The 23,453-nt window shown below is 45.2% G+C and carries 24 protein-coding genes and 1 tRNA gene; 11 read left to right on the plus strand and 14 right to left on the minus strand.

Annotation, left to right across the window (positions count from 1 at the left end; all coding sequences use genetic code 11):
* From Q7U10_02885 to Q7U10_02925, 9 genes are all read right to left on the minus strand, one after another.
* A partial coding sequence (locus tag Q7U10_02885; protein MDO8281562.1) for a hypothetical protein occupies positions 1–2,894 on the minus strand: 2,894 nt, incomplete at its 3' end.
* Between the two features lie 98 nt (positions 2,895–2,992).
* Complete coding sequence (locus Q7U10_02890; protein MDO8281563.1) at positions 2,993–4,411, minus strand: DUF5666 domain-containing protein; 1,419 nt, start codon at positions 4,409–4,411, stop codon at positions 2,993–2,995.
* A 24-nt stretch (positions 4,412–4,435) separates the two neighbouring features.
* Positions 4,436–5,224: a DUF6502 family protein gene (locus Q7U10_02895; protein ID MDO8281564.1), complete on the minus strand. Its 789-nt coding sequence runs from the start codon at positions 5,222–5,224 to the stop codon at positions 4,436–4,438.
* A 217-nt stretch (positions 5,225–5,441) separates the two neighbouring features.
* Positions 5,442–6,083: an adenylate kinase gene (locus Q7U10_02900; protein MDO8281565.1), complete on the minus strand. Its 642-nt coding sequence runs from the start codon at positions 6,081–6,083 to the stop codon at positions 5,442–5,444.
* A gap of 69 nt (positions 6,084–6,152) precedes the next feature.
* Positions 6,153–7,079, minus strand: coding sequence for a malate dehydrogenase (gene mdh / locus Q7U10_02905; GenBank protein MDO8281566.1), 927 nt, complete (start codon positions 7,077–7,079; stop codon positions 6,153–6,155).
* 111 nt (positions 7,080–7,190) lie between these two features.
* Entirely contained in the window at positions 7,191–8,285 is a 1,095-nt protein-coding gene (locus Q7U10_02910; protein ID MDO8281567.1) for a metallophosphoesterase, read from the minus strand.
* Between the two features lie 54 nt (positions 8,286–8,339).
* Positions 8,340–9,389 carry a mechanosensitive ion channel gene (locus tag Q7U10_02915; GenBank protein ID MDO8281568.1) on the minus strand — a complete coding sequence of 350 codons (1,050 nt, stop codon included), beginning with the start codon at positions 9,387–9,389 and terminating at the stop codon, positions 8,340–8,342.
* Between the two features lie 163 nt (positions 9,390–9,552).
* Positions 9,553–10,128 carry a hypothetical protein gene (locus tag Q7U10_02920; protein ID MDO8281569.1) on the minus strand — a complete coding sequence of 192 codons (576 nt, stop codon included), beginning with the start codon at positions 10,126–10,128 and terminating at the stop codon, positions 9,553–9,555.
* 102 nt (positions 10,129–10,230) lie between these two features.
* Positions 10,231–10,307 (minus strand) — tRNA-Met (locus Q7U10_02925).
* A gap of 125 nt (positions 10,308–10,432) precedes the next feature.
* Between Q7U10_02925 and Q7U10_02930 the strand changes: the two genes are divergently transcribed.
* From Q7U10_02930 to Q7U10_02960, 7 genes are all read left to right on the plus strand, one after another.
* Positions 10,433–11,014: a hypothetical protein gene (locus Q7U10_02930; protein MDO8281570.1), complete on the plus strand. Its 582-nt coding sequence runs from the start codon at positions 10,433–10,435 to the stop codon at positions 11,012–11,014.
* Entirely contained in the window at positions 10,965–11,156 is a 192-nt protein-coding gene (locus Q7U10_02935; GenBank protein ID MDO8281571.1) for a hypothetical protein, read from the plus strand. Before Q7U10_02930 ends, Q7U10_02935 begins: the two co-directional genes overlap by 50 nt.
* An 18-nt stretch (positions 11,157–11,174) precedes the next feature.
* Positions 11,175–11,996: a c-type cytochrome biogenesis protein CcsB gene (ccsB, locus tag Q7U10_02940; GenBank protein MDO8281572.1), complete on the plus strand. Its 822-nt coding sequence runs from the start codon at positions 11,175–11,177 to the stop codon at positions 11,994–11,996.
* 26 nt (positions 11,997–12,022) lie between these two features.
* Positions 12,023–13,303 carry a glutamyl-tRNA reductase gene (gene hemA, locus Q7U10_02945; GenBank protein MDO8281573.1) on the plus strand — a complete coding sequence of 427 codons (1,281 nt, stop codon included), beginning with the start codon at positions 12,023–12,025 and terminating at the stop codon, positions 13,301–13,303.
* Entirely contained in the window at positions 13,290–14,237 is a 948-nt protein-coding gene (hemC, locus tag Q7U10_02950; protein MDO8281574.1) for a hydroxymethylbilane synthase, read from the plus strand. The genes hemA and hemC overlap by 14 nt, the downstream gene beginning before the upstream one ends.
* A gap of 91 nt (positions 14,238–14,328) precedes the next feature.
* Positions 14,329–14,997 (plus strand): SurA N-terminal domain-containing protein, encoded by a 669-nt coding sequence (locus Q7U10_02955; protein MDO8281575.1) that lies wholly within the window; start codon positions 14,329–14,331, stop codon positions 14,995–14,997.
* A gap of 242 nt (positions 14,998–15,239) precedes the next feature.
* Positions 15,240–16,400, plus strand: coding sequence for a transglycosylase SLT domain-containing protein (locus Q7U10_02960; GenBank protein MDO8281576.1), 1,161 nt, complete (start codon positions 15,240–15,242; stop codon positions 16,398–16,400).
* Between the two features lie 46 nt (positions 16,401–16,446).
* Here the strand turns inward: Q7U10_02960 and Q7U10_02965 are convergent, their stop codons facing one another.
* From Q7U10_02965 to Q7U10_02975, 3 genes are all read right to left on the minus strand, one after another.
* Entirely contained in the window at positions 16,447–17,184 is a 738-nt protein-coding gene (locus Q7U10_02965; protein MDO8281577.1) for a tetratricopeptide repeat protein, read from the minus strand.
* A gap of 35 nt (positions 17,185–17,219) precedes the next feature.
* Positions 17,220–17,867 carry a histidinol phosphate phosphatase domain-containing protein gene (locus Q7U10_02970; protein MDO8281578.1) on the minus strand — a complete coding sequence of 216 codons (648 nt, stop codon included), beginning with the start codon at positions 17,865–17,867 and terminating at the stop codon, positions 17,220–17,222.
* Positions 17,868–18,006: 139 nt separating this feature from the next.
* On the minus strand, positions 18,007–19,773 hold the full coding sequence (locus Q7U10_02975; GenBank protein MDO8281579.1) for a YncE family protein: 1,767 nt from the start codon (positions 19,771–19,773) through the stop codon (positions 18,007–18,009).
* A gap of 197 nt (positions 19,774–19,970) precedes the next feature.
* Between Q7U10_02975 and Q7U10_02980 the strand changes: the two genes are divergently transcribed.
* From Q7U10_02980 to Q7U10_02990, 3 genes are read left to right on the plus strand one after another with little or no spacing between them, the layout of a single operon-like run.
* Complete coding sequence (locus tag Q7U10_02980) at positions 19,971–20,882, plus strand: zinc ABC transporter substrate-binding protein (protein ID MDO8281580.1); 912 nt, start codon at positions 19,971–19,973, stop codon at positions 20,880–20,882.
* The gene (locus Q7U10_02985; GenBank protein ID MDO8281581.1) at positions 20,879–21,631 is read left to right on the plus strand and encodes a metal ABC transporter ATP-binding protein; all 753 of its coding nucleotides are present in this window, start codon (positions 20,879–20,881) and stop codon (positions 21,629–21,631) included. The genes Q7U10_02980 and Q7U10_02985 overlap by 4 nt, the downstream gene beginning before the upstream one ends.
* Entirely contained in the window at positions 21,618–22,424 is an 807-nt protein-coding gene (locus Q7U10_02990) for a metal ABC transporter permease (GenBank protein ID MDO8281582.1), read from the plus strand. Before Q7U10_02985 ends, Q7U10_02990 begins: the two co-directional genes overlap by 14 nt.
* 8 nt (positions 22,425–22,432) lie before the next feature.
* On the opposite strand, the gene Q7U10_02995 is transcribed toward Q7U10_02990, so the two are convergent.
* Together Q7U10_02995 and Q7U10_03000 are read right to left on the minus strand one after the other, a co-directional pair.
* On the minus strand, positions 22,433–22,627 hold the full coding sequence (locus tag Q7U10_02995) for a YwbE family protein (GenBank protein ID MDO8281583.1): 195 nt from the start codon (positions 22,625–22,627) through the stop codon (positions 22,433–22,435).
* Positions 22,628–22,876, minus strand: a complete 249-nt coding sequence (locus Q7U10_03000) for a hypothetical protein (GenBank protein ID MDO8281584.1) — start codon at positions 22,874–22,876, stop codon at positions 22,628–22,630. It abuts the gene before it with no gap.
* 97 nt (positions 22,877–22,973) lie between these two features.
* Here Q7U10_03000 and Q7U10_03005 point away from each other — a divergent pair, with 97 nt between their 5' ends.
* The gene (locus tag Q7U10_03005; protein MDO8281585.1) at positions 22,974–23,420 is read left to right on the plus strand and encodes a M67 family metallopeptidase; all 447 of its coding nucleotides are present in this window, start codon (positions 22,974–22,976) and stop codon (positions 23,418–23,420) included.
* Positions 23,421–23,453: the final 33 nt, after the last annotated feature.

A 23,453-nucleotide genomic window follows, 5' to 3' on the forward strand; every position in this document is an offset into this window, starting at 1 on the left:
CTTGCTGCGCCGCCCCAGGTGCTTCCGTTATGGCACTGAGTGCAGTCCCTCGGGAACGAAGGATGCTCTCTCGTGTGATCACCGGCATGGCAGGTATAACAATCATCCGGACTTGTGCCTGCGTAATTGCCCGGATAGCCGCTGCTGTGGCAAGCGTTACAGTCCAAAGCTGTGTGCGGCCCTTTAGGCTGGGAGTTCTGATGGCTGTAATTTGCGTCTGCCCAACTGAATTCAGAATGGCAATCTGTGCACGAGGTGCTGAAGTTCAGAGCTGTATGAGAAGGTGAATTTGTCTGCTCAAATTTGCTTGCGGCGACACCTGAGGCTGAATGGCAGTTGTAGCAATCATCTCCTGATAAACGGATATTATCCTTGTGGCATGTCATGCAGTCATTCTTTAGGGAAGCATGCGCTCCGCTGAATCCAAATGCCGAATGGGTAAAGGAGGCCTTGTCCCATGAACCTGTTGTTGAGTGGCACTCTGTGCACTCCTTTGAAAAACCACTTGATGTATGGAGAGGAGCTGTCTGGTAATCGCTTTCATGACATGAAAAACAGTCTGAAGAAGTGTTCATAAAATTGTTGTTAGTGTGGCATTCTGAACAATCAGCTTTTTTGTGAGATCCTGTCAGCCTGAATCCCGTATCATTATGGTTGAAGACTGCTGGAACCCACCTGTCCTGAGAGTGGCAGTCGGTGCAGAAAGGGCTGAACTGGCTCTGGTGCGGCTCGTTATGACAGCTTGTGCAATTAGAACTCAGCTTGCCAAAGCTGCCGCTCTGACGGTGGCACTTTGCGCACTCCAGGCTTTTATGCGCCCCTTTTAATTCCGAGGACAATGAATTGTGGAGATATGTTATAGGATCCCACCTGGCCGGAGAATGGCATTTAGTGCAGATATTGCCAAACTCGCCTTTATGTTTATCCTTATGGCAGCCCAGACATTCTTTGTAGTCGCCTTCTAAACTGAAGCTGCCGGCATCAATGCTCTTCTCCTTTCCGAATTCTTTGAAGCTGACCTTTTCCTTCTTATGGCATTTCTCGCACTCAACCTTCTCATGCTTTCCTTCAAGCTTGTATCCGGCATATTCATCAGAGCTGTGCCTGAAGGTCTCTTCTTTCCACATATTTTGAACCGTATGGCAGGTATCGCACTTCTGTCCCTTGAACTGCTCCCTGTGTATATCAAAATGACAGTCGCTGCAAAGCCCGCTATTGCCGGGTTTAAGATCACGGATAAGCTTATCTTTACCTGCCGCTATTGTGACCTTCTCCTTCTGATGGCAGAGCTCGCATTCAACCTTCTCATGCTTTCCTTCAAGCCTGAAATCGGTAAGCTTCGCGTCATTATGGTCAACCTTTGCCTTCTCCCATCCCTCTGTGGTGTGGCATTTGCTGCACGTCTTCTCTTTCAGCTTGCCCTTATGAATATCCTCGTGGCAGCCTGAGCATTCCTTGTTCTCTACGTGGCTGAAGTCGCCTATTGCGATCTTTTTATCCTTGCCGAATTCCTTAAAGCTCACCTCTGCTTTCTTATGGCATTTTTCACACTCAACCTTCTCATGCTTTCCTTCAAGCTTGTATCCTGTGTACTCATTAGAGGCATGACTGAAGGTCTCTTCCTTCCACTCATTCTTAACTGTATGGCAGGAATCGCACTTCTTTCCCTTGAACTGCTCCCTGTGTATATCGAAATGACAGTCACTACACAGTCCGCTCTTGACAGGTTTCAATATCCTCACATCTATCTTCTCTTCCTTGCCGTTGACACTGACTGAGACCTTCTCTTTCTTATGGCAGAGCCTGCACTCAACCTTCTCATGCCTGCCTTCAAGCCTGAAATCGGCAAGCTTGGCGTCATTATGGTCAACCTTTGCCTTTTCCCATCCCTCTGTGGTGTGGCATTTGCTGCATGTCTTCTCTTTCAGTTTTCCTTTGTGGATATCCTCGTGGCAGCCAGAACATTCCTTGTTCTTTAGAGGGCTGAAGTTGCTTATCGCGATCTTTTTATTCTTGCCAATTATATCTTCCTTCTTGTGGCATTTTTTGCACTCAACCTTCTCATGCTTTCCTTCAAGCCTGAAATCGGTAAGCTTCGCGTCATTATGGTCAACCGTTGTCTTTGTCCATCCCTCTGTGCTGTGGCATCTGCTGCATGTCTTCTCTTTCAGCTTACCTTTGTGTACATCCTCATGGCAGCCTGAACATTCTTTAAAATTGCCTGCAACTCTGAAGTTTGGAACACTATAAGCCTTATCTCTATACCCGGGCTTTTCTTCCACCGTTTCCCTTGGATGGCATTTTTCGCACTTGGCCTCTCTGTGCCTGCCGGTCAGTTTAAATGCAGGAGATTTATCATGATCGAATCTTACATCCTTCCATCCTGTAAATGTATGGCATCTTATGCAATCCTCTGAAAGCTTTTTTCTATGCACATCAGCATGGCAGTTCAGGCATTCGGGCGAGAGGCCAAGATATGTCTTTTTCTCTTTATGGCATTTATTGCAATCCGTCTTGTGCTTATCCAGCAAGACATATCCTGTCTTGCTGTGGATAAAAGCTTCTTTATTAAGCTGCACAATATCGTAATCCTCGCCCTTGTGCTCTTTGTGGCAATCAATACACTTTCCTTCAACTTTTGCATGAAAACCCTTATCAGAGTTTATGCGTCCCATTAATTTTTTGTGGCAGGACTTGCATGAAGAATCCTCTATGCCTCCGCTGAGTGAGTGGCACTTTACACAATTTGATATGCCTGTTAACTCACTGTGAGACTTGGAAAGCTGTCCCGGAGATATCATATCTCCGTTTGCAGTTCCGCAAATGGCAAGGGTAAAAATAGAAAGAAACGTCAGTTTAAAATACAGATCTTTCATTGTTGAGAATATCGACATTTTCCTCCTGTATTAATTATTTGTTAATAATTGTTATAAATTATTCAGCTAAAAAGCCCTCTTTCACTCCATCGGAAGCAAAAGAGGGCTTTAGTTATTTAGTTTTCTTCCTCTATCTCTGCACTTGCTGCAATAAAATCAACTCCGTCAAAGTTTCCCTTTGCCTCAACTGTGTCGCCTGTTCTGATTATGTTAAAAAATGCAGAGGCGTTTACGTTATTGTCATTTGCATCCGTAAATGCCGCGCCGGTAACATCAACATTTATCCCCAATATCACAAGAGAGGCATCAGGGTTCTCCGAGTCTACTGGCCCCTCGATCTCATCATTGCCAAAGCCGGGGTCATCACTCCTTTTAAGTTTGACAGCTATGATATCGCCGCTGCTGCTGATAAAACCTCCTATCTCAATAAAGTCACCTGCATGCAAGTCAGTAAAATTAAATGACCTCAGCCCCTGCAGTGATTCGTCCTTGAAGATCGTGTTTGAATCCACATGTACTGTCAAGCCAAAAAGAGCCACTGTGGAATTCCCTGCATTGACAGCCTCAATATTGCCTTCAAGGCTGACATCCCCTGTCTGCAGTCCGCGAAACTCTATCTTATCGGCAACAAGAGACCCGTCAGCATTGACCGTGCCCTCAACTTCAACCCTGATATTAAGAGCTATGTCATTTACAGTGCCATACTCAAAGAGCGTGCCGGAGTTGGTCTGCACCCTCTGGCCGTCTACCATAAAGTCTGTCTGGGATGTTACCTCTGTTATTACGTCCTCGATCTCCATAGACTGTCCGTCTGCGGCATTGTATTCCTTAAGTTCGATCTCATTTGCAAAGAGTGTGCTGCTGCTCAGGCTTCCTTCAACTTCAACAAATGCCCCGTTAACAATATTCGGAGGGGACTGAACGCTGCTGTAGTCAACCATCAGAGTACCTATGGTGAATATTCTGTTAGTTGAGTTATGGTTGGAAACAACGCCCTTGACCTCAAGGCTTTGAGGAGCAGAGGCGAGCTTTTCAATATATGTAGCAAGGATACTCCCGCTGCTGCTGACAAAACCGCTTACAATGACATTATCTCTAACCGCCAGGCTCGTAATCCCGGCCACGCCCTCAAAGATAGTATTGCCGTCAATGGTCACTTTCTGGCCCAGCACCACCAGGCTATTATTAACGGTGTTTATGCTTGTAACAGCACCTTTTGCTTCAGGTGTAAACACTATTGTTGAAGCAGAGTTGCCTGTAGCTGTAACTGCGACCTTCATGCCGACCTTTAGATCGGTTTCTGTTGCATTGCCTTTATCTACTGTGATCTGCGTTCCAACAGTTTCAAACTCTATGCCATTAACAAATACGCTGCCGAATCCAGATACGACACCTGCGTACATTCCTGTTCCGCCTACTCCTCCTCCGGCAACAGTAGCACCGCCTCCGCATGAGATAAACACCGTCGGAAAAACGGCAAGAAGCAGCGCCACTATTTTTCCCCAGCCTGCATGTTTTAGTTTCATATATGACATATTGATCCTCCGTATTTTGCTTGCCTATTCAAAATAAAAGATGCCGAGGCCCGCTTTTCTCCTGCCCTCGCCCTTGATAAGAGGGTTGTTATCCCTGTCGTAACTTGAGATGACGGTGTTCACCGAGTCTATAAAGTCCTCACTCATCTTTTCGACATTCTTTTTGACAGTGAGCCATGCATCTTCAGGTATATTGTCGTATGAGACTTTTCTCTGAAAGAAGGCTCCTGCAGGGTCATTAACAATATTGTTGTTAATGGTTGATATCAATTCACCGACATCAGTACCCATAATACTTATCTTCTCAGCCTCTCCTTTCTGAACTATATATCCCTTTGTCATCAATTTGATCTTGCCGTTATTCATCTTGGCAACTCCTGTTCTCAGCATCTCATCAAGCATGGCTCGGGGCGGCATATCACCGCTGTATGCCTTTACAAGGGAAGAGAAGCTGAACTCTCCGTTCTCAAAATATAACTCTTTTGGGTTCCCTTTTCTATCCTGATAGGTAAAATCATTGCGCCAGCCGTTAATTACCCTGACAGCGCGGTTGTAACGGTCAGTTAAATCAATATCATCCGACTCCGATAGCCCGCTCACCCTCTTGACCTCTTTGCGGGAAAGGCCTGTAAGGACAGCAACACGGGATACGGTCTGCTTTTTACCTGGGATGGCAAACTCTCCTGACGCAACATCTACATATGCCTTTTTGGCAAGTTCGCAGAATGTGCCGTATGAGACCCCATTTCTGATAAAGAGCCTGACAAGCGGCGTAAGAAGTCTTATGACTGCGGACGAAACAGTCTTTCTCATATCTTGTGCCATATTTGGGATTATAATCCCAAATATGCAAATTGTCAAGCCAATGCGTCAGAATGCCCTTGTGATTTAATAAGGTATTCCTAATAAAATGAGTGGGAAGGAGAAGTTAAGTGATGTTTATTCAGGTCTGCAGAGGAGTTGGGAAAACATAAAGGGGACTGAAAATGTTTTTCAGTCCCCTTTATGTAATGTTATTTGAAAAGTCTATTTATAAAGCGCTTATGATCTGGGAAATGACCTCTTTGCTGTCGGTTGATTTAATATTTTTAAGATTCCCCTTTTTAGAATAGTAATCGATCAGCGGAGCTGTCTGGTCAATGTATGTCTCAAGGCGTTTGGTTATCGCCTCTTCGGTCTCGTCTGCCCTCTGAACTGTCGGGCTGCCGCACTTGTCGCAGACGCCCGCTACTTTTGTAGGCATGCTTTTTACGTTATATATTGCCTGGCATGAAGAGTTGGAACAGGTTCTTCTTGTTGTCAACCTGTCGAGTACGACATCTTTGCTGACATCTATATTCGCCACGAGGTCAAACTTTATGCCGAGCTTATTAAACATCTTATCAAGCTCCTCAGCCTGCGGTATCGTCCTTGGGAATCCGTCAAAGATGAAGCCCTTTTGGCAGTCAGGCTCCTGCAGCCTCTTTTCCATCATGTCCATTATCAATGAATCCGGGACAAGCCCGCCGCTGTCCATAAAACTCTTTGCCTTTTTACCGAGTTCTGAACCGGCCTTTATCTCGCCCCTTAAAATATCACCTGTTGAGATATGAACTGAACCGTCATGATTTACAAGCTGTTTTGCAACTGTTCCTTTTCCGGCTCCCGGTGAGCCAAGCAGCATTATCTTCATCTTTCCTCTCCTTAAATTAGTTATTAATTGTAAGCTGTTTTGCTATCAGTTCTTACAAAACTTTTTTAATTATATCTCAAGACCGGCAACAAGCCTCCTGACCGCCTCTGCTGAAACATTCATCGCCTTCAGCTCTTCATCGGTCAGCGGCAGCTCAACGATCTTTTCAATTCCTTCAGCAGACAGTTCGACCGGCACCCCGAGATAAACGCCTTTGATCCCATACTCGCCGTCAAGATAGACAGAGCATGGAAGCAGTTCGTCTTTATAGCCGTACATCGTCTCGATCATCTCAACAACAGAAGCTGCGGGCGCAAAATACGCGCTTCCTGTCTTAAGCAGGCCGACTATCTCAGCACCGCCGTTCTTTGTCCTTTCAATAATAGCGTTTACCCTGTCCTCAGGAAGAATATCGGAAATATCTTTTCCACCCACAGTTGTAAAACGAGGCATGGGCACCATCTGGTCGCCGTGGCCGCCAAGTACCATGGTCTGAATATCTTTGGGAGAAACACCGAGCTCCATTGCTATAAAGCTCCTCATCCTTGAAGAGTCAAGCACACCGCCCATTCCTATGATCTTTTTATGGGGAATACCAGTAATCTTCTGCACAAGCTGCGCCATGACATCCATTGGATTGGTAACAACGATGATAACCGCCTCAGGCGATGTCTCTGCAACGCTCCTTGCGACAACATTGATAATGCCGGCATTGGCCTGAAGCAGGTCGTCCCTGCTCATGCCGGGTTTTCTTGCCAGGCCGGCAGTTATAACGACTATATCCGAGCCTGCGGTCTCTTCATAGCTGTTTGTCCCAATGACCTTTGAAGATGAGTTCCAGAGAGGGCATGCTTCCTGTATATCAAGCGCCTTGCCCTGCGGAACTCCTTCAACGATATCAACCAGAACGATATCCGCCAGGTTCTTCTCTGCGATTAACTGTGCTGTTGTTGTGCCCACATTCCCGGCACCGACGACTGTGATCTTTTTATGCATAATGACCTCAATATTATTATCTGAAATGGATAAACATTATAGCTGAGACAGGCTGTGTTAGACAAGTTATAATGGGAAACACATCAGCCTTGAATAGATACCACTTATTCTTCATTCGCTCAATAGCTCTATAACCGTCACTTCCGGCGGAGACATGAAACGTATCGGAGGGCCCCAGGTGCCTGTTCCGCGGCTCACATAAATTGCAGAGATGTCGGTTATCTTATGATAGCCGCTTATAAAGGGGAAGAACCTGGCTACAAAAAAGTTGAACGGGAATATCTGTCCCTTGTGTGTATGCCCTGAGAGCTGTAGGTCATAGAGGCCAAGGATTTCATTATCAAGAAGGGGCCGGTGTTTCAGAAAGAGGGTGAACTTGTCTGAAGGCAGTCCTGACAGAAGTTCCTTTTCAGAGATGCTTCTCATATCCCCAAACCCCTCGCCTCCCCCATCATCAACTCCGGCAATATTAATAATGCCGTCTATCGTCATCCCCTCACCCCTGAGCAAAGTAAAACCCGCCCTTTCAATGAACTCAAGCGACTTCTCAAGGCCTGCGTAATATTCATGGTTTCCTGTTATGGCGAACTTCCCGTATTTCGGCCTTATCTCCTTAAACATATTTGAAAGATCATTAAGGTCGCTGCGCTGGCCGTCTATGAGATCTCCTGTGCATACAAGCATGTCAGGCTCTTCTGCCTTAACTTTATCAAGTATGTTTCTGAGCCTTTCCTCTCTTACGATATGCCCGAGATGTACATCGGATATCTGTACTATCTTAATCTTGCCGATACTTGCCGGTATCTTTGAAGAACGGACAATCACCTTTTCGACTTTAATATCCAGTGCTTCAAAGTATCCGTAAGATGCTATCAAGATTGCAATAAGAAGAGGTGCGAAGAATGCAAAACCTGAAGACGGTTGAAGCCTTGAGAGATCTTTTCCGAATATTCTTTTAATGATAAACAGGATAGATTTGTAACCGTCTATCGCTACTCCATAAACAAAGAAGATAAGCATAACACCCATCCAGAGAAATCCGACATTGGCGGTCAGATATGCGAATGTCTCAAATCCCTGTTTCTCATAGAACCGTACAAAGAAGGGCGCTGATATCATCAATACAAGAAAGAGTGCAAGAAAAATCAGAGGCCTTTTGCCGGGATGAAGCGCAGCCTTAGCCTTAAGGAATACGTAGAGATGCATTCCTCCGTAGGTCAGAATGAAGATTATGAAGAATAAAAACATTTTGGTTTAAGTTTATGCTTCTTCCTTGTAAAGATGAACGTCTCTCTGAGGGAATGGGATCTTGACGCCTGAGGCATTAAAGCTCTTATATATGCCGGAATTTATCTGATGAACCGTAAGACCCCGCAGAGAAGGGTCATGTATCCAGCAGAGCAGTTCAAAGTTCAGAGCGGAATCACCAAAGGTTCTGAACCTGACACGCGGTTCAGGCTCTTTCTCAACATTTGAGTTTTCCGAGGCTACGTTCAAAAGTATCTGCTCAACAAGGTCGATATCGCTGCCATAAGCAACAGAAATCGGCACCTTGATCCTGCACTTTGGTTCAGGCGCGCTCTCATTTATTATCTTTGTATTGGCAAGTATCGCATTCGGCACGGTTATCAGAATATCGTCCATTGTCTTGATACGCGTGCTTCTTATCCCGATCGTAACAACTTCGCCCCTTTCACCCTGATCGAGTACTACAAAGTCCCCGATCTTAAACGGCTTATCTATGAATATGCTTATGCCACCGAAGAAATTACCCAGCATGTCTTTTGCGGCAAAAGCGACTGCCGCACCGGCTATCCCTGCTGATGCGACAAGAGGCGTTATGTTTATCTTCCACAATGAAAGCAGGGCCATAAGCGCGGCTGCGAAGATGATGATCCTGGATATGTTCTCAGCAAATGGGATGATATCTTTTTTCAGCCCGGTGGAATCCGATTCTTTCTGTATCTGTGCCTGAATAACGAGGCTGCTGACCTTTATTAATGCAAAGAACCATATTATGACGATGAAGCTGTACAACATTGCGCTGGTGCGGAATGATAGTTTTTCAGACATTTCCAGGAAAGAGACAGAAAGGTTTATGCCGATAAACAGTGCTGTCAGGAATATGGGCCTGTGTATAAAATCGACAATCCTGTCATCTACTTCTGATTCTGTATATTTCGTTATCTTTTTAAGAAATCGGGAGATAAAGATATCAAATATCTTTGCAATGGCCACAGATAAAATTATCGTGATCAGAGCCTTCAGATATGGAGAGGTTATATTAAAGGAATCAAAGAGTTCTGACATTTTTCTACTTTAAACATACTAGAGATAAATTTCAATTGAATCGAAAAAAGATGAGGCAGCAGATGGTATCTAAATGCTTGGGGATTCTAAATTTAAGAAGATATTTATAGTGCGGGCTCTGTGTATGGCAAGAGCCCGCACTATAATGAATATGCGTTATTTGTTATTGCAATAAAACCTGAATAGAGTCTAAAGAAAAGTAACACCCGTCACATGTCTCGTCTTCATTTACAACAAAACTTTCACCATATAATCCTGCATCAATCACATAATGCTTTACACTTGGGGCTCCAGGCTCAGGCCCCGGCCCATCTGCAGAGAAACCATAATGGTTATCGATCCCGAAAATAAGCGGGCGTTTTACACCATCCGGACATGCGGCAGTGGTATTCACGTCCCATTTCCCGGAACTGAACCCTATGGAATAAGAATAAAGCTTCACTCTTTGATTGAATGTTAATCTATAGCCGGAACTTCTTTCTTTAACACGCCTGTCAAAAAATATGCCGTCAGCATCAGTTACCATACCTTCCTCACCGTACAATGGAGTTACTGTAAGTGAAAGTTTTCCTGATGCATCACTGTAAGAAGTCCCGTCAGTTTTAAGGTCAATATCTACAAGTCTGGCAGCATCCGCCTGATTCAGTTCAGGCTTTATCGGGTTCAATGCCCTTTTTTCCGACACACATGAAGTCAAAACAAAAAATACCAGCGGCAGCATAATTAAAAATTTTTTCATTTTTCTTAACCTCCGTTTCCCAAGTTTATAAAAGTTATTGGTTTGTTAATGATGTTATATATGGCAAATTATTAATTAAAAAAGATGAAATGTCAAGAAATATGGTAGCGATGGGTGGACTCGAACCACCGACCTTACGGATATGAGCCGTATGCTCTAACCGACTGAGCTACATCGCCTTTGGAGAAATGGAGAAATAAAGTAACAGAATAAAACTTTTAAAGTCAATTATACCAGATTAATAAGAGACAAGTTGCAGTCTCTAACACCATTATTATATTTGAGCTATAATTGCTGAATACTTATGGATAATGACAGCCCGTTTATAATAATCTCTGTCACAGGCGCGCACAGCAGCGTGGGGAAGACGACTTTATGTGCCATGCTGTTAAAGGAGCTTAAAGGTTTTGGAGCTATCAAATTCACCAGGACGCCTCTTTACACATCGCTGATAGATGATGAAGAGGTTCTGAAGCAGCGTGGGAAGGATACGGCAATCATGTATGGCGCAGGCGCGGAAAGGGTGCTCTGGATAAAGAGTCCCGGAGAAGACGGGCTTGAACAGGTTTTAGGCGAGGCGCTTCAGAGGATGAAATGCCTGAAAGGGGTCATTGTAGAAGGCAACAGTCCTGTGGATTTTTTAAATCCCCATCTGGTAATATTCATAATTGCACAAGATGGCGAAGTGAAACCATCAGCCCTTAAAGTTGCCGGCAGGGCTGATGTTTTAGTTTATAACTGCGGCAAAGATGCTGTGCATTTCGACCTTCCAGTTCCAATGCGGGAGGATGTCAGGGTCTTCAGTATAGATCTGATCGAAAAAAAGGGGGAATTTGATGAGCTCATCTCCTTTATCAAAGAGAGAGTTGCTGGAGGTTCGCATTAAGGAAGCTTCAGTTGACAGAGTAATAACATGCCATTCTATAAGGAAGATTGCTGAAGAGACAGAGGCAACTTACCTTGAGGCCGGAGATGCCGCAAACAGACTTGAGATCAAGATACGCGAATGTGAGCTCGGCTGTTTTTAAGGAGACCTGTTCATTAATATGGAAGCGAATGTCCTGCTTTTTGAATTAGCCCTTACCTTTTATTCCTTTGCCACTATTGTCGGCGTAATAGAGCTCTTCAGGAAGATAAAGGCCACATCAAAGGCAACATTATATCTTGCGCTGATAGGATTCCTTTTACATACCGCCAATATCGTGGTCAGGTATGTGCAGGGAGGGCATCTGCCTGCTACCAATCTGCATGAATCCACTTCGTTTTTAGCATGGTGTATCCTGCTCCTCTTCTTCTTTCATGAATACCGCTACAAGCTCGGCCTTCTAAGCTCTTTTATAATGCCGATAGTGCTTATCTTCATGCTCTCATCATCTGTATTCCCGAGGGAGATAACAGAGCTGAGCCCTGTGCTTAAGAGTTATTGGTTCGGTTTTCACGTCGCACTTGCTTTTCTTGGCGACGCGGCGTTTGCCATGGCATGCGGCATCGGCATCATGTACCTGATACAGGAACGCTTTGTTAAACACAAGCAACTGGGAGGTCTCTTTCAGAGGCTTCCGAACCTTCAGTCGCTTGATGAGGTCAACTATCACCTCATCACTCTCGGTTTCCCTCTCCTTACACTTGCAATGATAACAGGCGCCATATGGGCCAAATCCGTATGGGGGACATATTGGCGGTGGGACCCTAAAGAGGTCTGGTCCCTGATAACATGGCTCATCTACGCGCTTGTGCTTCATTTAAGGCTGACCGTCGGATGGAGAGGCAAGAAGGCTGCCATTCTTTCTATAGCCGGTTTCCTTTTGGTCATATTTACATTTTTGGGGGTTACCCTGCTCTTAAAGGGGATTCACGTCTTTGAGTAAGAACCTCATTAACAATTGCTAATTCAATGAATATTATCGTTGTAGGTCTTAATCACAAAACAGCGCCTATTGAAGTCAGGGAGAAGTTCGCATTTGACGGCGGCAAGCTTCAGGAGGCGGTCAATATCCTCAAGGCGTCAAAGATAACAGATGAGAATGTTATCCTCTCGACATGCAACCGCGTTGAGATGTACGCCGGGGTGAAGGACATAGCATCAGGGATCGAGAATATCAAGAAATTTCTTTCTGATTTTCACAATGTCCCGAGGGAGGCGCTTGATAAGTCCCTTTTTATTTATCACGGGCGTGATGCGGTAAGGCATATATTCAGGGTTGCGTCAGGCCTTGATTCAATGGTATTGGGCGAGCCTCAGATATTAGGCCAGATAAAGGATGCGTATGACTTCTCGCTGAAGTGCAAATCCACCGGAACCCTCCTTAATAAGCTGATGAAGAAGACGGTCTCTGTTGCAAAACGGACAAGGACAGAGACAGGCATTGGAAAGGGGGCTGTGAATATCAGCTATGCTGCGGTGGAGCTTGCCAAAAAAATATTTGGGGATCTGACCACAAAGGCCATTATGCTTATCGGCGCCGGAGAGATGGCAGAGCTTGCAGCCAGGCATCTTATTAATAACGGCGTAAAGGATGTAATAGTCGCAAACCGCACACACGAGAGGGCGGAAGAGCTTGCAAAGGAATTTCAGGGCAGAACGGTCAGGTTTGAATCTTTATTGCAGGAATTAAAAGATACGGATATAGTTATATGTTCAACCGGCGCGCCCAACTATATCCTGATGAAAGAAGAGATGCACATGACAATGAAGAAGCGCAAACAAAAGCCGGTCTTTATAATAGATATATCCGTTCCGAGGAATATCGACCCTGAGATCGATCATCTTGATAACGTTTACCTTTATAATACTGATGACCTTCAGGGCATTATTGATGTTAATGCAGATGAAAGAAAGATAGAGGCTGAAAAGGCTTCAGAGATCGTTGAATCAGAGGTAGAGACCTTCATGAAGTGGCAGGCGTCTTTATCTTCAGTCCCGACCATCGTTGCTCTCAGGGAGAAGGCAGAGGCTATTAAAAATGATGAGCTTGAGAAGGCGCTTAAGAAGCTCGGCCCTCTGGGAGAGTCGCAGACCAGGACGATAGAGCATCTTGCCAGCTCAATCGTAAATAAAATAATTCACGGCCCGACAGCAGCGCTGAAATCAGCTGAAGATGATAAAGAGATTGTGGTTGATGTTATAAGAAGATTATTTGACCTTGAAGGAGAGAAAGATAATGGCCAATCGTAATATTACAATAGCTACACGCGGCAGCATGCTTGCCCTATGGCAGGCCGAGTGGATAAAGTCGCAGCTCCTGGAATTAAACAATGAGATTACTGTGACCCTCAACAAGATAAAGACGACCGGAGACATCATCCTTGATGTCCCGCTTGCGCAGGTCGGCGGCAAAGGGCTCTTTGTTAAAGAGATCGAGGAGGCGCTTCTGGATGGGTCGGCAGACCTTGCCGTTCACAGCATGAAGGATGTGCCGACCGAACTGCCTGAGAGCCTGCATCTGGCAGCGATCTGCAAGAGGGAGGACCCGAGGGATGCATTGCTGGCCCGGAAGGGGATCAAGAGCATTAATGACCTCCCGCAAGGGGCGCATGTGGGCACGAGCAGCCTCAGAAGGATGTGCCAGCTCCTGAGCATCAGGCCTGACCTCAGGATAACCCAGCTTCGCGGTAATGTTGACACAAGGATAAGAAAGCTTGATGAGGGCCAGTTTGATGCTATTATACTTGCAACTGCCGGGGTCAAGAGGCTTGGCTACTCCGATAGGATAACCGAGAGGATTCACATTGATGTCAGTCTCCCCGCAATAGCCCAGGGGGCAGTAGGGATTGAGTGCAGGATCGATGATGTTTTCATTAATGACCTTATTAAGAAGCTTGACCATGCCGAAACATCAGTCTGTGTAAAGGCGGAGAGGTCGTTTCTCAAGAAGCTTGAGGGCGGATGCCAGGTGCCTATCGCAGGACATGCTGTTCTTGAGAGCGATGAGAAACTTGTCTTGACCGGCCTTGTAGGTAGCCTTTCAGGAGAGATCATAATAAAGGACATGATCAGCGGAAGGCCTGAAGAGGCAGAATCGCTGGGGACAAGACTTGCCGAATCACTCCTTGCAAAAGGCGCCGGCAAGATACTGGCTGAGGTCTATGGAAACAATCAAAGGCAATAATTACTTTTTGACGTATCTTTCATTATTGTTCCGTATTGGTTTATAATTTCCTGTTCTTATTATCTTACTATCCTAAACATAGAGGTTTAATATGCTTAAAGCAATGCACAGCAGTAAGTTCTTCAGTATGGTTATTCTGGGCGGGGTTATTTTTATTATCACTATATCATTCCTTTTCTGGGGTATCGGCCCCAAGTCCAACGATCAATCAGGCGTTCTGGCGAAGATTGAAGGCGAAAGGATAATGATCGATGAATATTGGAATAAATATAATGAGGCATACAGAAGGATGAAAGAAGTTTATAAGACCGAAGAGGAGCTTAAGGCGCTTGATCTTAAAGAGAGTGTTCTTTCTTCCATGATAGACAGAAATGTGCTTCTGGTAGCCGCTAAAAGAGCAGGCATAGATGTGTCTGATGAAGAGCTCAGGAATGAGATCATAAATACATCATATTTTCAAAAGAACGGCTCCTTTGACCCAGCTCTTTATGAACGGATACTCAGCCAGAACCGCATGAGCCCGCAGTCATTTGAGGCAGAATACAGAAATGACATCATTGTTAATAAAATGAACCGACTGATCGAAGAGACGGCCGAGCTGACATCCGATGAGATGAACATGCTCAATTCCGTAAAAGAAGGCAAGGATCAGTTAATTGAGGCCTTTCTTTCACAAAAGAAGAACCAGGCCATGCGTGTCTATATTGACGGGATGAAGCAGATGGTTGATATTACTGTGAACCGCGACCTTATCATGTAGCTCCCTTAAGAAATACTCTCCCGCGATTTTAAAAGGTTTTTTCAAGCTGATTCTTGTTTTTTGCCTATAATGGAATAACCAATTATGTAGTTTAACCTTGACAAAGAGGTCTCTTTCCTGTATTAATTTAAAACATGTTTAAGTCTGTAACTAATTATATTATTATATTTATCCTGGTGTTAGGGGGAGCAGCTGCAATTCCTTGTTTCCCCGGGAGGGCGCTTGCCTCTACTGATGCGGCCGTGGATATTAATGTAAATAAAGAGCTGGCAACAGTCATTGAGGCTTCATCATCATTGATGACAGCTACGGATGCGCAGACGGCGCCGGTCGATGTGATTATTTCTTCACAGACGACACAGGAATATTCAGAACAGAAAGAATCTGAGATCAATGGTCTCTTTGAAAGATTCGGTTTCAATAAAGTTGTCCAGGGCAGCATCATGTTTTATTCTGACAAGAAAAAATCCTTCAGCAAGAGCCTCGGCCTTGCGAGCAGGTATATCAAAGAAATGTCAGCCGTCTTCATTGAAAAGGGGATGCCTGCGGAACTTGCATTTCTTCCATTGATCGAAAGCGGATACAGGAACCACGCATCTTCAGACAAGAGCGCTTCAGGAATATGGCAGTTCATACCTTCCACAGCCAGAAGGTACGGGTTAAAGATAGATTCGTGGGTGGACGAGAGGCGTGACCCGGTGAAGTCCACTGTTGCAGCTTCTGAATACCTTTCTGACATGTATGACAAGTTCGGCTCATGGAACCTTGCACTTGCAGCATATAACGCAGGGGAAGGCAAGATAGGTATGGCTATAAAACAAAATAAAGGCGATGATTACTGGAAGATGAGGGGGACAGGGTATATTACAGAAGAGACAAAGAGGTTCATCCCTTCATTTGTGGCAGCGGCGGCGATAGCCACATATCCTGAAAAATATGGTTTTGACAGTATCGATCATGCTAAACCTTTAATATATGATGAGGTTGTTATAAAGGCTTCTATGGATCTAAGCACGGTTGCCGAATTTACAGGAGCCGGTGTGGAAGATATAAAAGACCTGAACCCGGAGCTGAAATCCTGGTGCACACCTCTGAATGTATCTGAATATAACCTGCGGATACCGGCAGGAACAAAAGAGTCATTTCTTAGCAGGATCGCTGAGGCCACTGAAGATGAACTCTTTTATGTGAAGGTCTACAGGGTGGCAGCCGGTGATACTTTAGGGAAGATAGCAAAGATGTTCCACTCATCGGTACAGGCGATCATTGATATTAATTCTCTTGGCAAGGATGCAGTGATCGTTGCAGGCAGAGATATTCTTGTGCCGGTAAACAGGGCAGAACAGCTCAAAGCCGGTAAGGTAGTTTATTTAAAACCTCTCAGCAAGTGCAGAAACCTGTAGTTTAAAACAGCGCCTGTACCTGAACTTTCACTTTCCGCCGACTAACTTATTTCGGGGCCTTCTCTTCTGTGCCGGTTGCCACGGGCTTGTTTTTATCAGCTATCTTTGCCGTAGCCTCTGCCTTCCATGGCGAGGATGGGAATGTTTTTGCAAGCTCTTCATACTTTGTAAGCGCCATATCATTATTCCCTGCAGCTGCGTAGTTCCTCGCTTCAAGTACAAGAGCGGTGTCTTTGAATATGCCGTTGTTCAAAGCAGCGAGCTTGTGGAGAGCGTCAAGAGCTTGATCGTTTTTGCCGGTTCTTGAATAAGCAGATGCCAGTTTCTGATAGACAAGCGGGAGTATCTCATCTTCCTTGCCAAACTTGCTGACAAAACGGTTGTATTCTTTGATAGCGTTTTCATAATTGCCGAGTTTAAAATATGAGTTCCCAAGTGAGAAGAGGGCTGTAGGAGTAATTTTGGTATCGACAGAGCTTTGGTAGAGGCCAAGCGCCTTTTTTAACTTATCTTCTCCCAACGAGCCTGGCTGGCTTGGGTAAAAAATCTTATTTGCATCCATTTCAATGCCGCGCGCCTTTTTCTCTATAGACGAATTGTATAGCAGAAAGGCCGCTGATATCACAACTATTAAACCGGCAACTGAAACGGCAATTGTGGCCTCTTTCTTTTTGTCTTTTATAAGGCCATTGATATTATCCCATGCGTGAGCGGCCATGGTCTTAACATCTGCATCATCAAGGCCGGTTTTTTTAACGACCCTTTTCTTTATCGCTTTAGGCATTTATTATCCTCCGGAATTTAACAGCCCATATGGGCTTAGCTGTATTTTTTTATAAGTTCTTCTGAATTATTAAAGACCTTCTCTATATCTTCTTCATCAATTCCCGCGGAACGCAGGACTCTCCATGCAAATCCTTTGGTGATAAGGTCGTCCGGTGTGTGGCTGTCGGTATTTATCACCAGTTTTGCGCCTGCCCTTAGCGCAATCCGTGCGACATGGCCGTTTGAGAGGCTGTGCCCCTTTCTGGATGTTATCTCAAGTGCAACGCCCTTCTCTTTTGCCTTTCTGGCATCATCAATAGATATAAGCCCCGGGTGTGAAATTATATCAGCGCCTGCCTCAATCCCTGCCGCGTTAGTACCCGCTATCACGGGTTCTACGATAGTCTCACCATGGACTATTACTATCTGCGCACCGAGCCCTCTTGCTTTTTCAACCATCTTGCCGATCAGCGCAGGTGGCACATGAGTTATCTCTGCTCCGGCTAAAACCTTAATATCAAGTTGTGCCGCGATCTCTTTGGCTGCTATAGCTATTCTCGGTATGACAAAATCCATATTTGAAATATCAACATGATCTGTTATTGCAATAGCCCTGTATCCGAAGCTGTATGCCCTCTGGATGAGCTCTGAAGGCAGAAGCGCACCGTCGCTTAAGAGTGTGTGGGTATGGAGATCAATCATGACATTGTAAGATACAGAAATAATGTTCTAATTGTCAAAAATTAAGAGTAATACAGAAAATGAAATTTCATATAAAAAAGAGGGCTGACCATACAGATCAGCCCTCTTTTGAAGTTTGTATTTTTCAGGGATCAGATATTTATAGGTCTTTCCCTGCTCTCTTTGCCCTTCTTCTCCTTACAACAGGTATCATCACCAACCCTATCAATGTTATAACCGCTATCCCCGGATGCTTTATGCCATAAACTAACGGGGTAAGCGCCCATCTTGTTACGGTTCTGAGGTTTTCATGCTTAGCGATATAACCGGCGATCGGTGGAGATGTCCTGTAATAGAACTTCACAAATGCCTTCCCGGCCCTATTTGTGAGAAGGATATTGTCCCTGAAGTCTCTCAGCACTTTCACATTGGGTTCAAAGTAGCTGCCGTATGCTGCTGTTGCTATAAAACAAAAACTGCTTGAAGAGTTACTATCTGTTTCTTCCGGAGGACTGCCGATAAACAGACCAAAAGCAATAGGCCCAGTTCCTACGTCCACTGTTTCAACCACTTCATTAATTGATGTGGCTATAACAGAAACTCTGTTGCTGTATCTGTCTGCCACATACACCCTTGTGCCGGCAGGATTCACTGCAATACCATGAGGGCCGTTACCTACTGTCACGGTATCAACCACTGTATCGGTTGCCGTGTCTATGACAGATATGTTGTCGCTGTCCATATTTGCCACATAGACCCTTGTGCCTGTCGGGTTCACTGCAACGCCAACAGGGCTGATTCCAACCGGGACCGTGGCAACTACTGTATCGGTTGCCGTGTCTATGACAGAGACACTTTGGCTGCCGAAGTGAAAGTTTGTTACATAGACCCTTGTGCCTGCCGGATTTACTGCAATGCCATAAGGCCACCCTCCTACCGGCACTGTGGTAACCACCGTATTAGTTGCCGTGTTTATGACAGAGACGTTGTTAGTGTTGAAGTTTGCCACATAAACCCTTGTGCCTGCCGGATTCACTACAATACCATGAGGACTGCTACCTACCGGCACCGAATCAACCACTGTGTTGGTTGCCGTGTTTATGACAGAGACGGTGTTGCTGGCGGCGTTTGCCACATAGACCCTTGTGCCTGTCGGGTTCACTGCAACGCCAAAAGGCTGGCTCTCTACTGCAATTGTATCAACCACTATATTGGTTGCCGTATCTATAACAGAGACATTGCCGCTGCCGATGTTTGTCACATATACTCTCGTGCCAGCAGGATTCACTGCAACGCCGGCAGGACCACCCCCTACTACTGGCGTTGTCGCGACTATTGTATCGGTTGCCGTGTCTATAACAGAGACATTGGCGCTGTCAAGGTTTGTGATATAGGCATAAGGCCTAGATCCGGTTACCGGCTCTGTTTCCGGCACGTCCAATGCAATGACATACCAGTCTGCTCCGCCATCTCCATCGTTAAAACCGACAATCAATGTGTAATCGTTGCCACTGTTTGGCGATTGTTCTATCCATGCACTATCTCTCACTTTATAGGAATTTGATATTGTTACGGTTTGATCAAGCGTCGTTGACAGGGCGGGGCTGACCCCGGTGAAGAAATTTGAACGGCAATCGCCGCCGCAATCATCAGGGTTCTCACCTTCAGGCCATTCAGGGATCCAGGGAACAGAGTTAATTATGGTCGGGAAATTATTCCACGGAGGGCCAACTTCGGTCCATGTCCCGGGAGCGGCAGCATCTACATGATTCCACTGAGCTGTATTTCCCCTGATCTCGAGGTAGCTCTCCCCATCAATGAAGGCTTCTACCCAAATTGTTGCTGCCTGAACATAATTCGGAAGGATCATAAACAGTGCGACTAAGGCGATGGCCAATGTAAGCGCTTTAATTGAAAACCTCTTCATTTTGCTCCTCCTTTAAGTAACATAGTAACTTCCCTGGTTTTTATTAAGAATACAGCTTTAAATTAACCATGTAAATTTTAATTATCATAGTAAATGTCTTTATTTAATTCAACTAAATTTTTCAAATTAATTATTTAGACAGTTTATGTTGAATATATCGGGTTTGGAACGCCGGCGGTTATGTTATAATTTTTTCAATGAAACCAGCCAAAATATTAATCCTACCGTTAGCTTTTATCTTACTCATCAGCATCTCAGCCTGCCAGAAACCTGCTGACAAGGCTGTAATAAAAGAAAAGAGGCTCAGGATAATCACAACAATCCCTCCCCTGTATTCATTCACAAAAAATATAGTCGGAAACCTTGCTGATGTTGAGAATCTGCTGCCTTCAGGTGTCGGGCCGCATGAATACTCTTTCAAACCGAATGATGTAAAGAGGGTTGCAGATGCCCGGATGTTGATCAAGAACGGGGCCGGGCTTGAGAACTGGCTTGACGGCATGATTGATCTTACCGGTGCAGGCAGCTTGAAGGTCATAGACACGAGCATTGGAGTTGATGTCATTAACAATGACCCGCACATCTGGATATCTCCGAAGAATGCGATGGTTCAGGTGAAAAACATTACTGATGCGCTGATAAAGGCTGACCCTGATAACGGCAAGGCGTATAGGAAAAACTCTGAAGATTATATAGCTAAATTAAAGCTTCTTGACGAAGAGATAAGCAGCGCGGCCTCAGGCTGGAGCAAAAAGGATTTTGTCTCTCTGCATTCAGCATTTCTGTATTTTGCCAAGGATTACGGACTAAGGCAGGTTGGTGTTATAATTGAGTCGCCTGACAAGATACCTACACCCGGCCATTTAAAAGATATAATGGGAAAGATCAGGGCTGCAGGCATCAAGGCGATATTTTCCGAACCGGGGCCGCATCCCAAGGCGGTGATGATGATAGCAAAGGAGCTGGGAGTTGAGATATACAGGCTTGACACCATGGAGGCAGGCGATCTTTCTTCAGGATGGTATGAGGAAAAGACAAGGGCCAACCTGCTTGTGATGAAGATGGCTTTTGATCAATATTACGGCGTCTCGAAAGGAAATTCCAAATGAGCATATTGTCTGTAGAGAACCTCTGTGTCAAGGTCAATGGACAGCATCTCATAGAGAATATAACCTTCTCTATTGAAAAGGGCAGCATAGTTGCCATCATCGGCCCTAACGGTGCAGGAAAAACCACGCTTGTTAAGGCTATCCTCGGGCTTATGCCGATAGCAGCTGGTTCAGCTTTTTTATTCGGCGAACTCTTAAAAGGCAGAAACTTCAACGGCAGGGTCGGTTATGTTCCGCAGATGCTTGAGTTTGACAGGACATTCCCTCTCACAGTATCCGAACTTTTGGGATTGACCGTCTCTCCGATGTTCTCCTTCTCTTTATACAAAAAACGGAAAGAGAAAAAAAATACCGACACGCTCCTCAGAAAGGTCGGGGCGCAGGACCTCTCTCAAAGGAAGATAGGCAGCCTTTCCGGAGGTGAGCTTCAGAGGGTCATGATCGCCAAGGCGATGGCCAATAATCCTGAGATACTCTTTCTGGATGAGCCTGCTTCAGGAGTGGATATAGACGGGCAGGAGAAGTTCTATGACCTCATAAACAGGCTTAATAAAGAGCAGGGCGTGACCGTCATAATGATATCCCATGACCTTAACATCGTTTACCGATTTGCCGATAATGTGCTCTGCATGAACAGAAAGCTGATATGCACCGGAAGGCCTGCAGACGCGCTTACGGATGAGGTCATAAAGAGCGTGTACGGCGAGATGATGGGAGGTTATATACACAGCTGCCATGAACATAATTAGCGATATACTGACATACCCGTTCATGCAGAGGGCGTTAATAGCTTCTGTGGTTGTTGGCATTCTATGCTCATACGCGGGCTGCTTTGTTGTGATGCGCAGGATGGCTTTCTTTTCTGACGCGATCGCGCACGCCGCCTTTGCGGGCATTGCTGCTGGTATGCTTCTAAATATCGATTACTCTATCTCATCCGTTGTCGTGGCGATCCTTATAGCCTTTTTTATAGCCTATCTTTCAGAAAAGACAACGCTGTCCAATGATACTGCTATCGGGATAGGTTTCTCCGCTGCGATCGCATCAGGAATGCTGATAATCGGGATGTTAGACGGCTACAGGGGCGATCTCTTTGGATTTCTATTCGGCGATATACTTACTATCAGCAATAACGACCTTCTTCTGCTCTCTGTTGTCGGCATAATAGTCCTCTCAACTCTCGTCATTTTTTTAAAACCGCTTCTTCAGATAGCGTTCAACAAGGACATCGCAAAAGTAGAAGGCACAAAGGTCAGGCTCTTTGAGTACCTGCTCTTCTTTGTCATAGCCCTTGTAGTTACCGTCAGCCTCAAGATAGTCGGCATCATACTTGTGACATCGCTCCTCATCGTGCCTGCCGCTTCGGCAAAGAACCTCGCAACGAACATGAGACAGCTCTTCGGGCTTTCAATAACATTCGGGGTCATATCAGGCATCGCCGGCCTGATGCTCTCCATTCACTTCAACTCACCCTCAGGCCCGACGATAGTGCTTGTCAGCATCGGGATATTCTTTTTGACTCTGCTGAAGAGAAAGGCTTAAGGCAGATTTCAAGGATGTATAGCTTTTACACGCCCTAATTCTCCGCTTTGCAGACGGACTTTGATCCCATGCGTATGTGAAGAAGACTTGGTTAAGATATCTTTCACAATACCTTCTGTAAGTTTCCCGGAACGCTGGTCTTGCTTTAACACGATTGAAACACGCGATCCCGGCCTTATGTCTGAGCGCATTGTGCCGTTCATCTATTCCTCCACCAGCTGCCACTCGGCATAGCCGTCTTTTCTCTCCAGTAGATGTCTATTGACTAAATGGATCTTCTTCCTCGTGGGATGAGTCTTTATCTCGATAAAAGCCCTTACAATACCTGCTATCGCAGCTTCCTGAAAGGTGTATTCGATCCCGTCTTTGAATTTTACAGTTGTCCTGATATGCCTGTGGCCTTCAGGTATTTCAGCGATGATCTCTTGTATATCCTCGTTCCTTACTATCATCTCTCCCCCTTGTTTACATTAAGATTCTGATTCTTCGGGCTATCTGTTTAAATTATACAGATTGTATTATTTTGAGTCATTAATTATTGTAATTACTATGAAGATAAATAAAGACATCATTGACAGGATATATAAGCATGCTGTTGAATCTTATCCTGATGAATGCTGCGGCATCATTACGGGCAAAGACGATCTGCAGATCCTTCACAGGTGCAGCAACATCCAGAATGAGCTTCATGCCGATGACCCTGAGGGAAATCCGAGGGACGCAAGGACGGCATATGCTATTGACAGGGCTGAGGCCGGGAAGATATATTCTGAAGCAAAAGAGAATAGCAGAGACGTTATCGCCTTCTACCACTCGCACATAGACTGTGACGCCTACTTTTCAGAGACAGACAAAGAGGCGCAGGTCGTTTTTGGAGAGCCTGAATTTCCGGACGCTATACAGATCGTGGTCTCAGTGATAAAGAAGAACATCTGCGGCCTGAAGTCATTCAAATGGGACAGCGACAAGAAAGATTTTGTCGTTTCCCAGATCTGAGCCTGATATTTATCCGCACTACCTCTATAAAGT

Source organism: Thermodesulfovibrionia bacterium (genome assembly GCA_030646035.1).
Lineage (GTDB): Bacteria > Nitrospirota > Thermodesulfovibrionia > UBA6902 > UBA6902 > JACQZG01.

Excerpts from the sequence above, each read along its gene's own strand:
- Q7U10_02890 (MDO8281563.1), bottom strand. The coding sequence starts at position 4,411 with ATGTCATATATGAAACTAAAACATGCAGGCTGGGGAAAAATAGTGGCG.
- Q7U10_02895 (MDO8281564.1), bottom strand. The coding sequence starts at position 5,224 with ATGAGAAAGACTGTTTCGTCCGCAGTCATAAGACTTCTTACGCCGCTT.
- Q7U10_02900 (MDO8281565.1), bottom strand. The coding sequence starts at position 6,083 with ATGAAGATAATGCTGCTTGGCTCACCGGGAGCCGGAAAAGGAACAGTT.
- mdh (MDO8281566.1), bottom strand. The coding sequence starts at position 7,079 with ATGCATAAAAAGATCACAGTCGTCGGTGCCGGGAATGTGGGCACAACA.
- Q7U10_02910 (MDO8281567.1), bottom strand. The coding sequence starts at position 8,285 with ATGCATCTCTACGTATTCCTTAAGGCTAAGGCTGCGCTTCATCCCGGC.
- Q7U10_02915 (MDO8281568.1), bottom strand. The coding sequence starts at position 9,389 with ATGTCAGAACTCTTTGATTCCTTTAATATAACCTCTCCATATCTGAAG.
- Q7U10_02920 (MDO8281569.1), bottom strand. The coding sequence starts at position 10,128 with ATGAAAAAATTTTTAATTATGCTGCCGCTGGTATTTTTTGTTTTGACT.
- Q7U10_02930 (MDO8281570.1), top strand. The coding sequence starts at position 10,433 with ATGGATAATGACAGCCCGTTTATAATAATCTCTGTCACAGGCGCGCAC.
- Q7U10_02935 (MDO8281571.1), top strand. The coding sequence starts at position 10,965 with ATGAGCTCATCTCCTTTATCAAAGAGAGAGTTGCTGGAGGTTCGCATT.
- ccsB (MDO8281572.1), top strand. The coding sequence starts at position 11,175 with ATGGAAGCGAATGTCCTGCTTTTTGAATTAGCCCTTACCTTTTATTCC.
- hemA (MDO8281573.1), top strand. The coding sequence starts at position 12,023 with ATGAATATTATCGTTGTAGGTCTTAATCACAAAACAGCGCCTATTGAA.
- hemC (MDO8281574.1), top strand. The coding sequence starts at position 13,290 with ATGGCCAATCGTAATATTACAATAGCTACACGCGGCAGCATGCTTGCC.
- Q7U10_02955 (MDO8281575.1), top strand. The coding sequence starts at position 14,329 with ATGCTTAAAGCAATGCACAGCAGTAAGTTCTTCAGTATGGTTATTCTG.
- Q7U10_02965 (MDO8281577.1), bottom strand. The coding sequence starts at position 17,184 with ATGCCTAAAGCGATAAAGAAAAGGGTCGTTAAAAAAACCGGCCTTGAT.
- Q7U10_02970 (MDO8281578.1), bottom strand. The coding sequence starts at position 17,867 with ATGATTGATCTCCATACCCACACACTCTTAAGCGACGGTGCGCTTCTG.
- Q7U10_02975 (MDO8281579.1), bottom strand. The coding sequence starts at position 19,773 with ATGAAGAGGTTTTCAATTAAAGCGCTTACATTGGCCATCGCCTTAGTC.
- Q7U10_02980 (MDO8281580.1), top strand. The coding sequence starts at position 19,971 with ATGAAACCAGCCAAAATATTAATCCTACCGTTAGCTTTTATCTTACTC.
- Q7U10_02985 (MDO8281581.1), top strand. The coding sequence starts at position 20,879 with ATGAGCATATTGTCTGTAGAGAACCTCTGTGTCAAGGTCAATGGACAG.
- Q7U10_02990 (MDO8281582.1), top strand. The coding sequence starts at position 21,618 with ATGAACATAATTAGCGATATACTGACATACCCGTTCATGCAGAGGGCG.
- Q7U10_02995 (MDO8281583.1), bottom strand. The coding sequence starts at position 22,627 with ATGAACGGCACAATGCGCTCAGACATAAGGCCGGGATCGCGTGTTTCA.
- Q7U10_03000 (MDO8281584.1), bottom strand. The coding sequence starts at position 22,876 with ATGATAGTAAGGAACGAGGATATACAAGAGATCATCGCTGAAATACCT.
- Q7U10_03005 (MDO8281585.1), top strand. The coding sequence starts at position 22,974 with ATGAAGATAAATAAAGACATCATTGACAGGATATATAAGCATGCTGTT.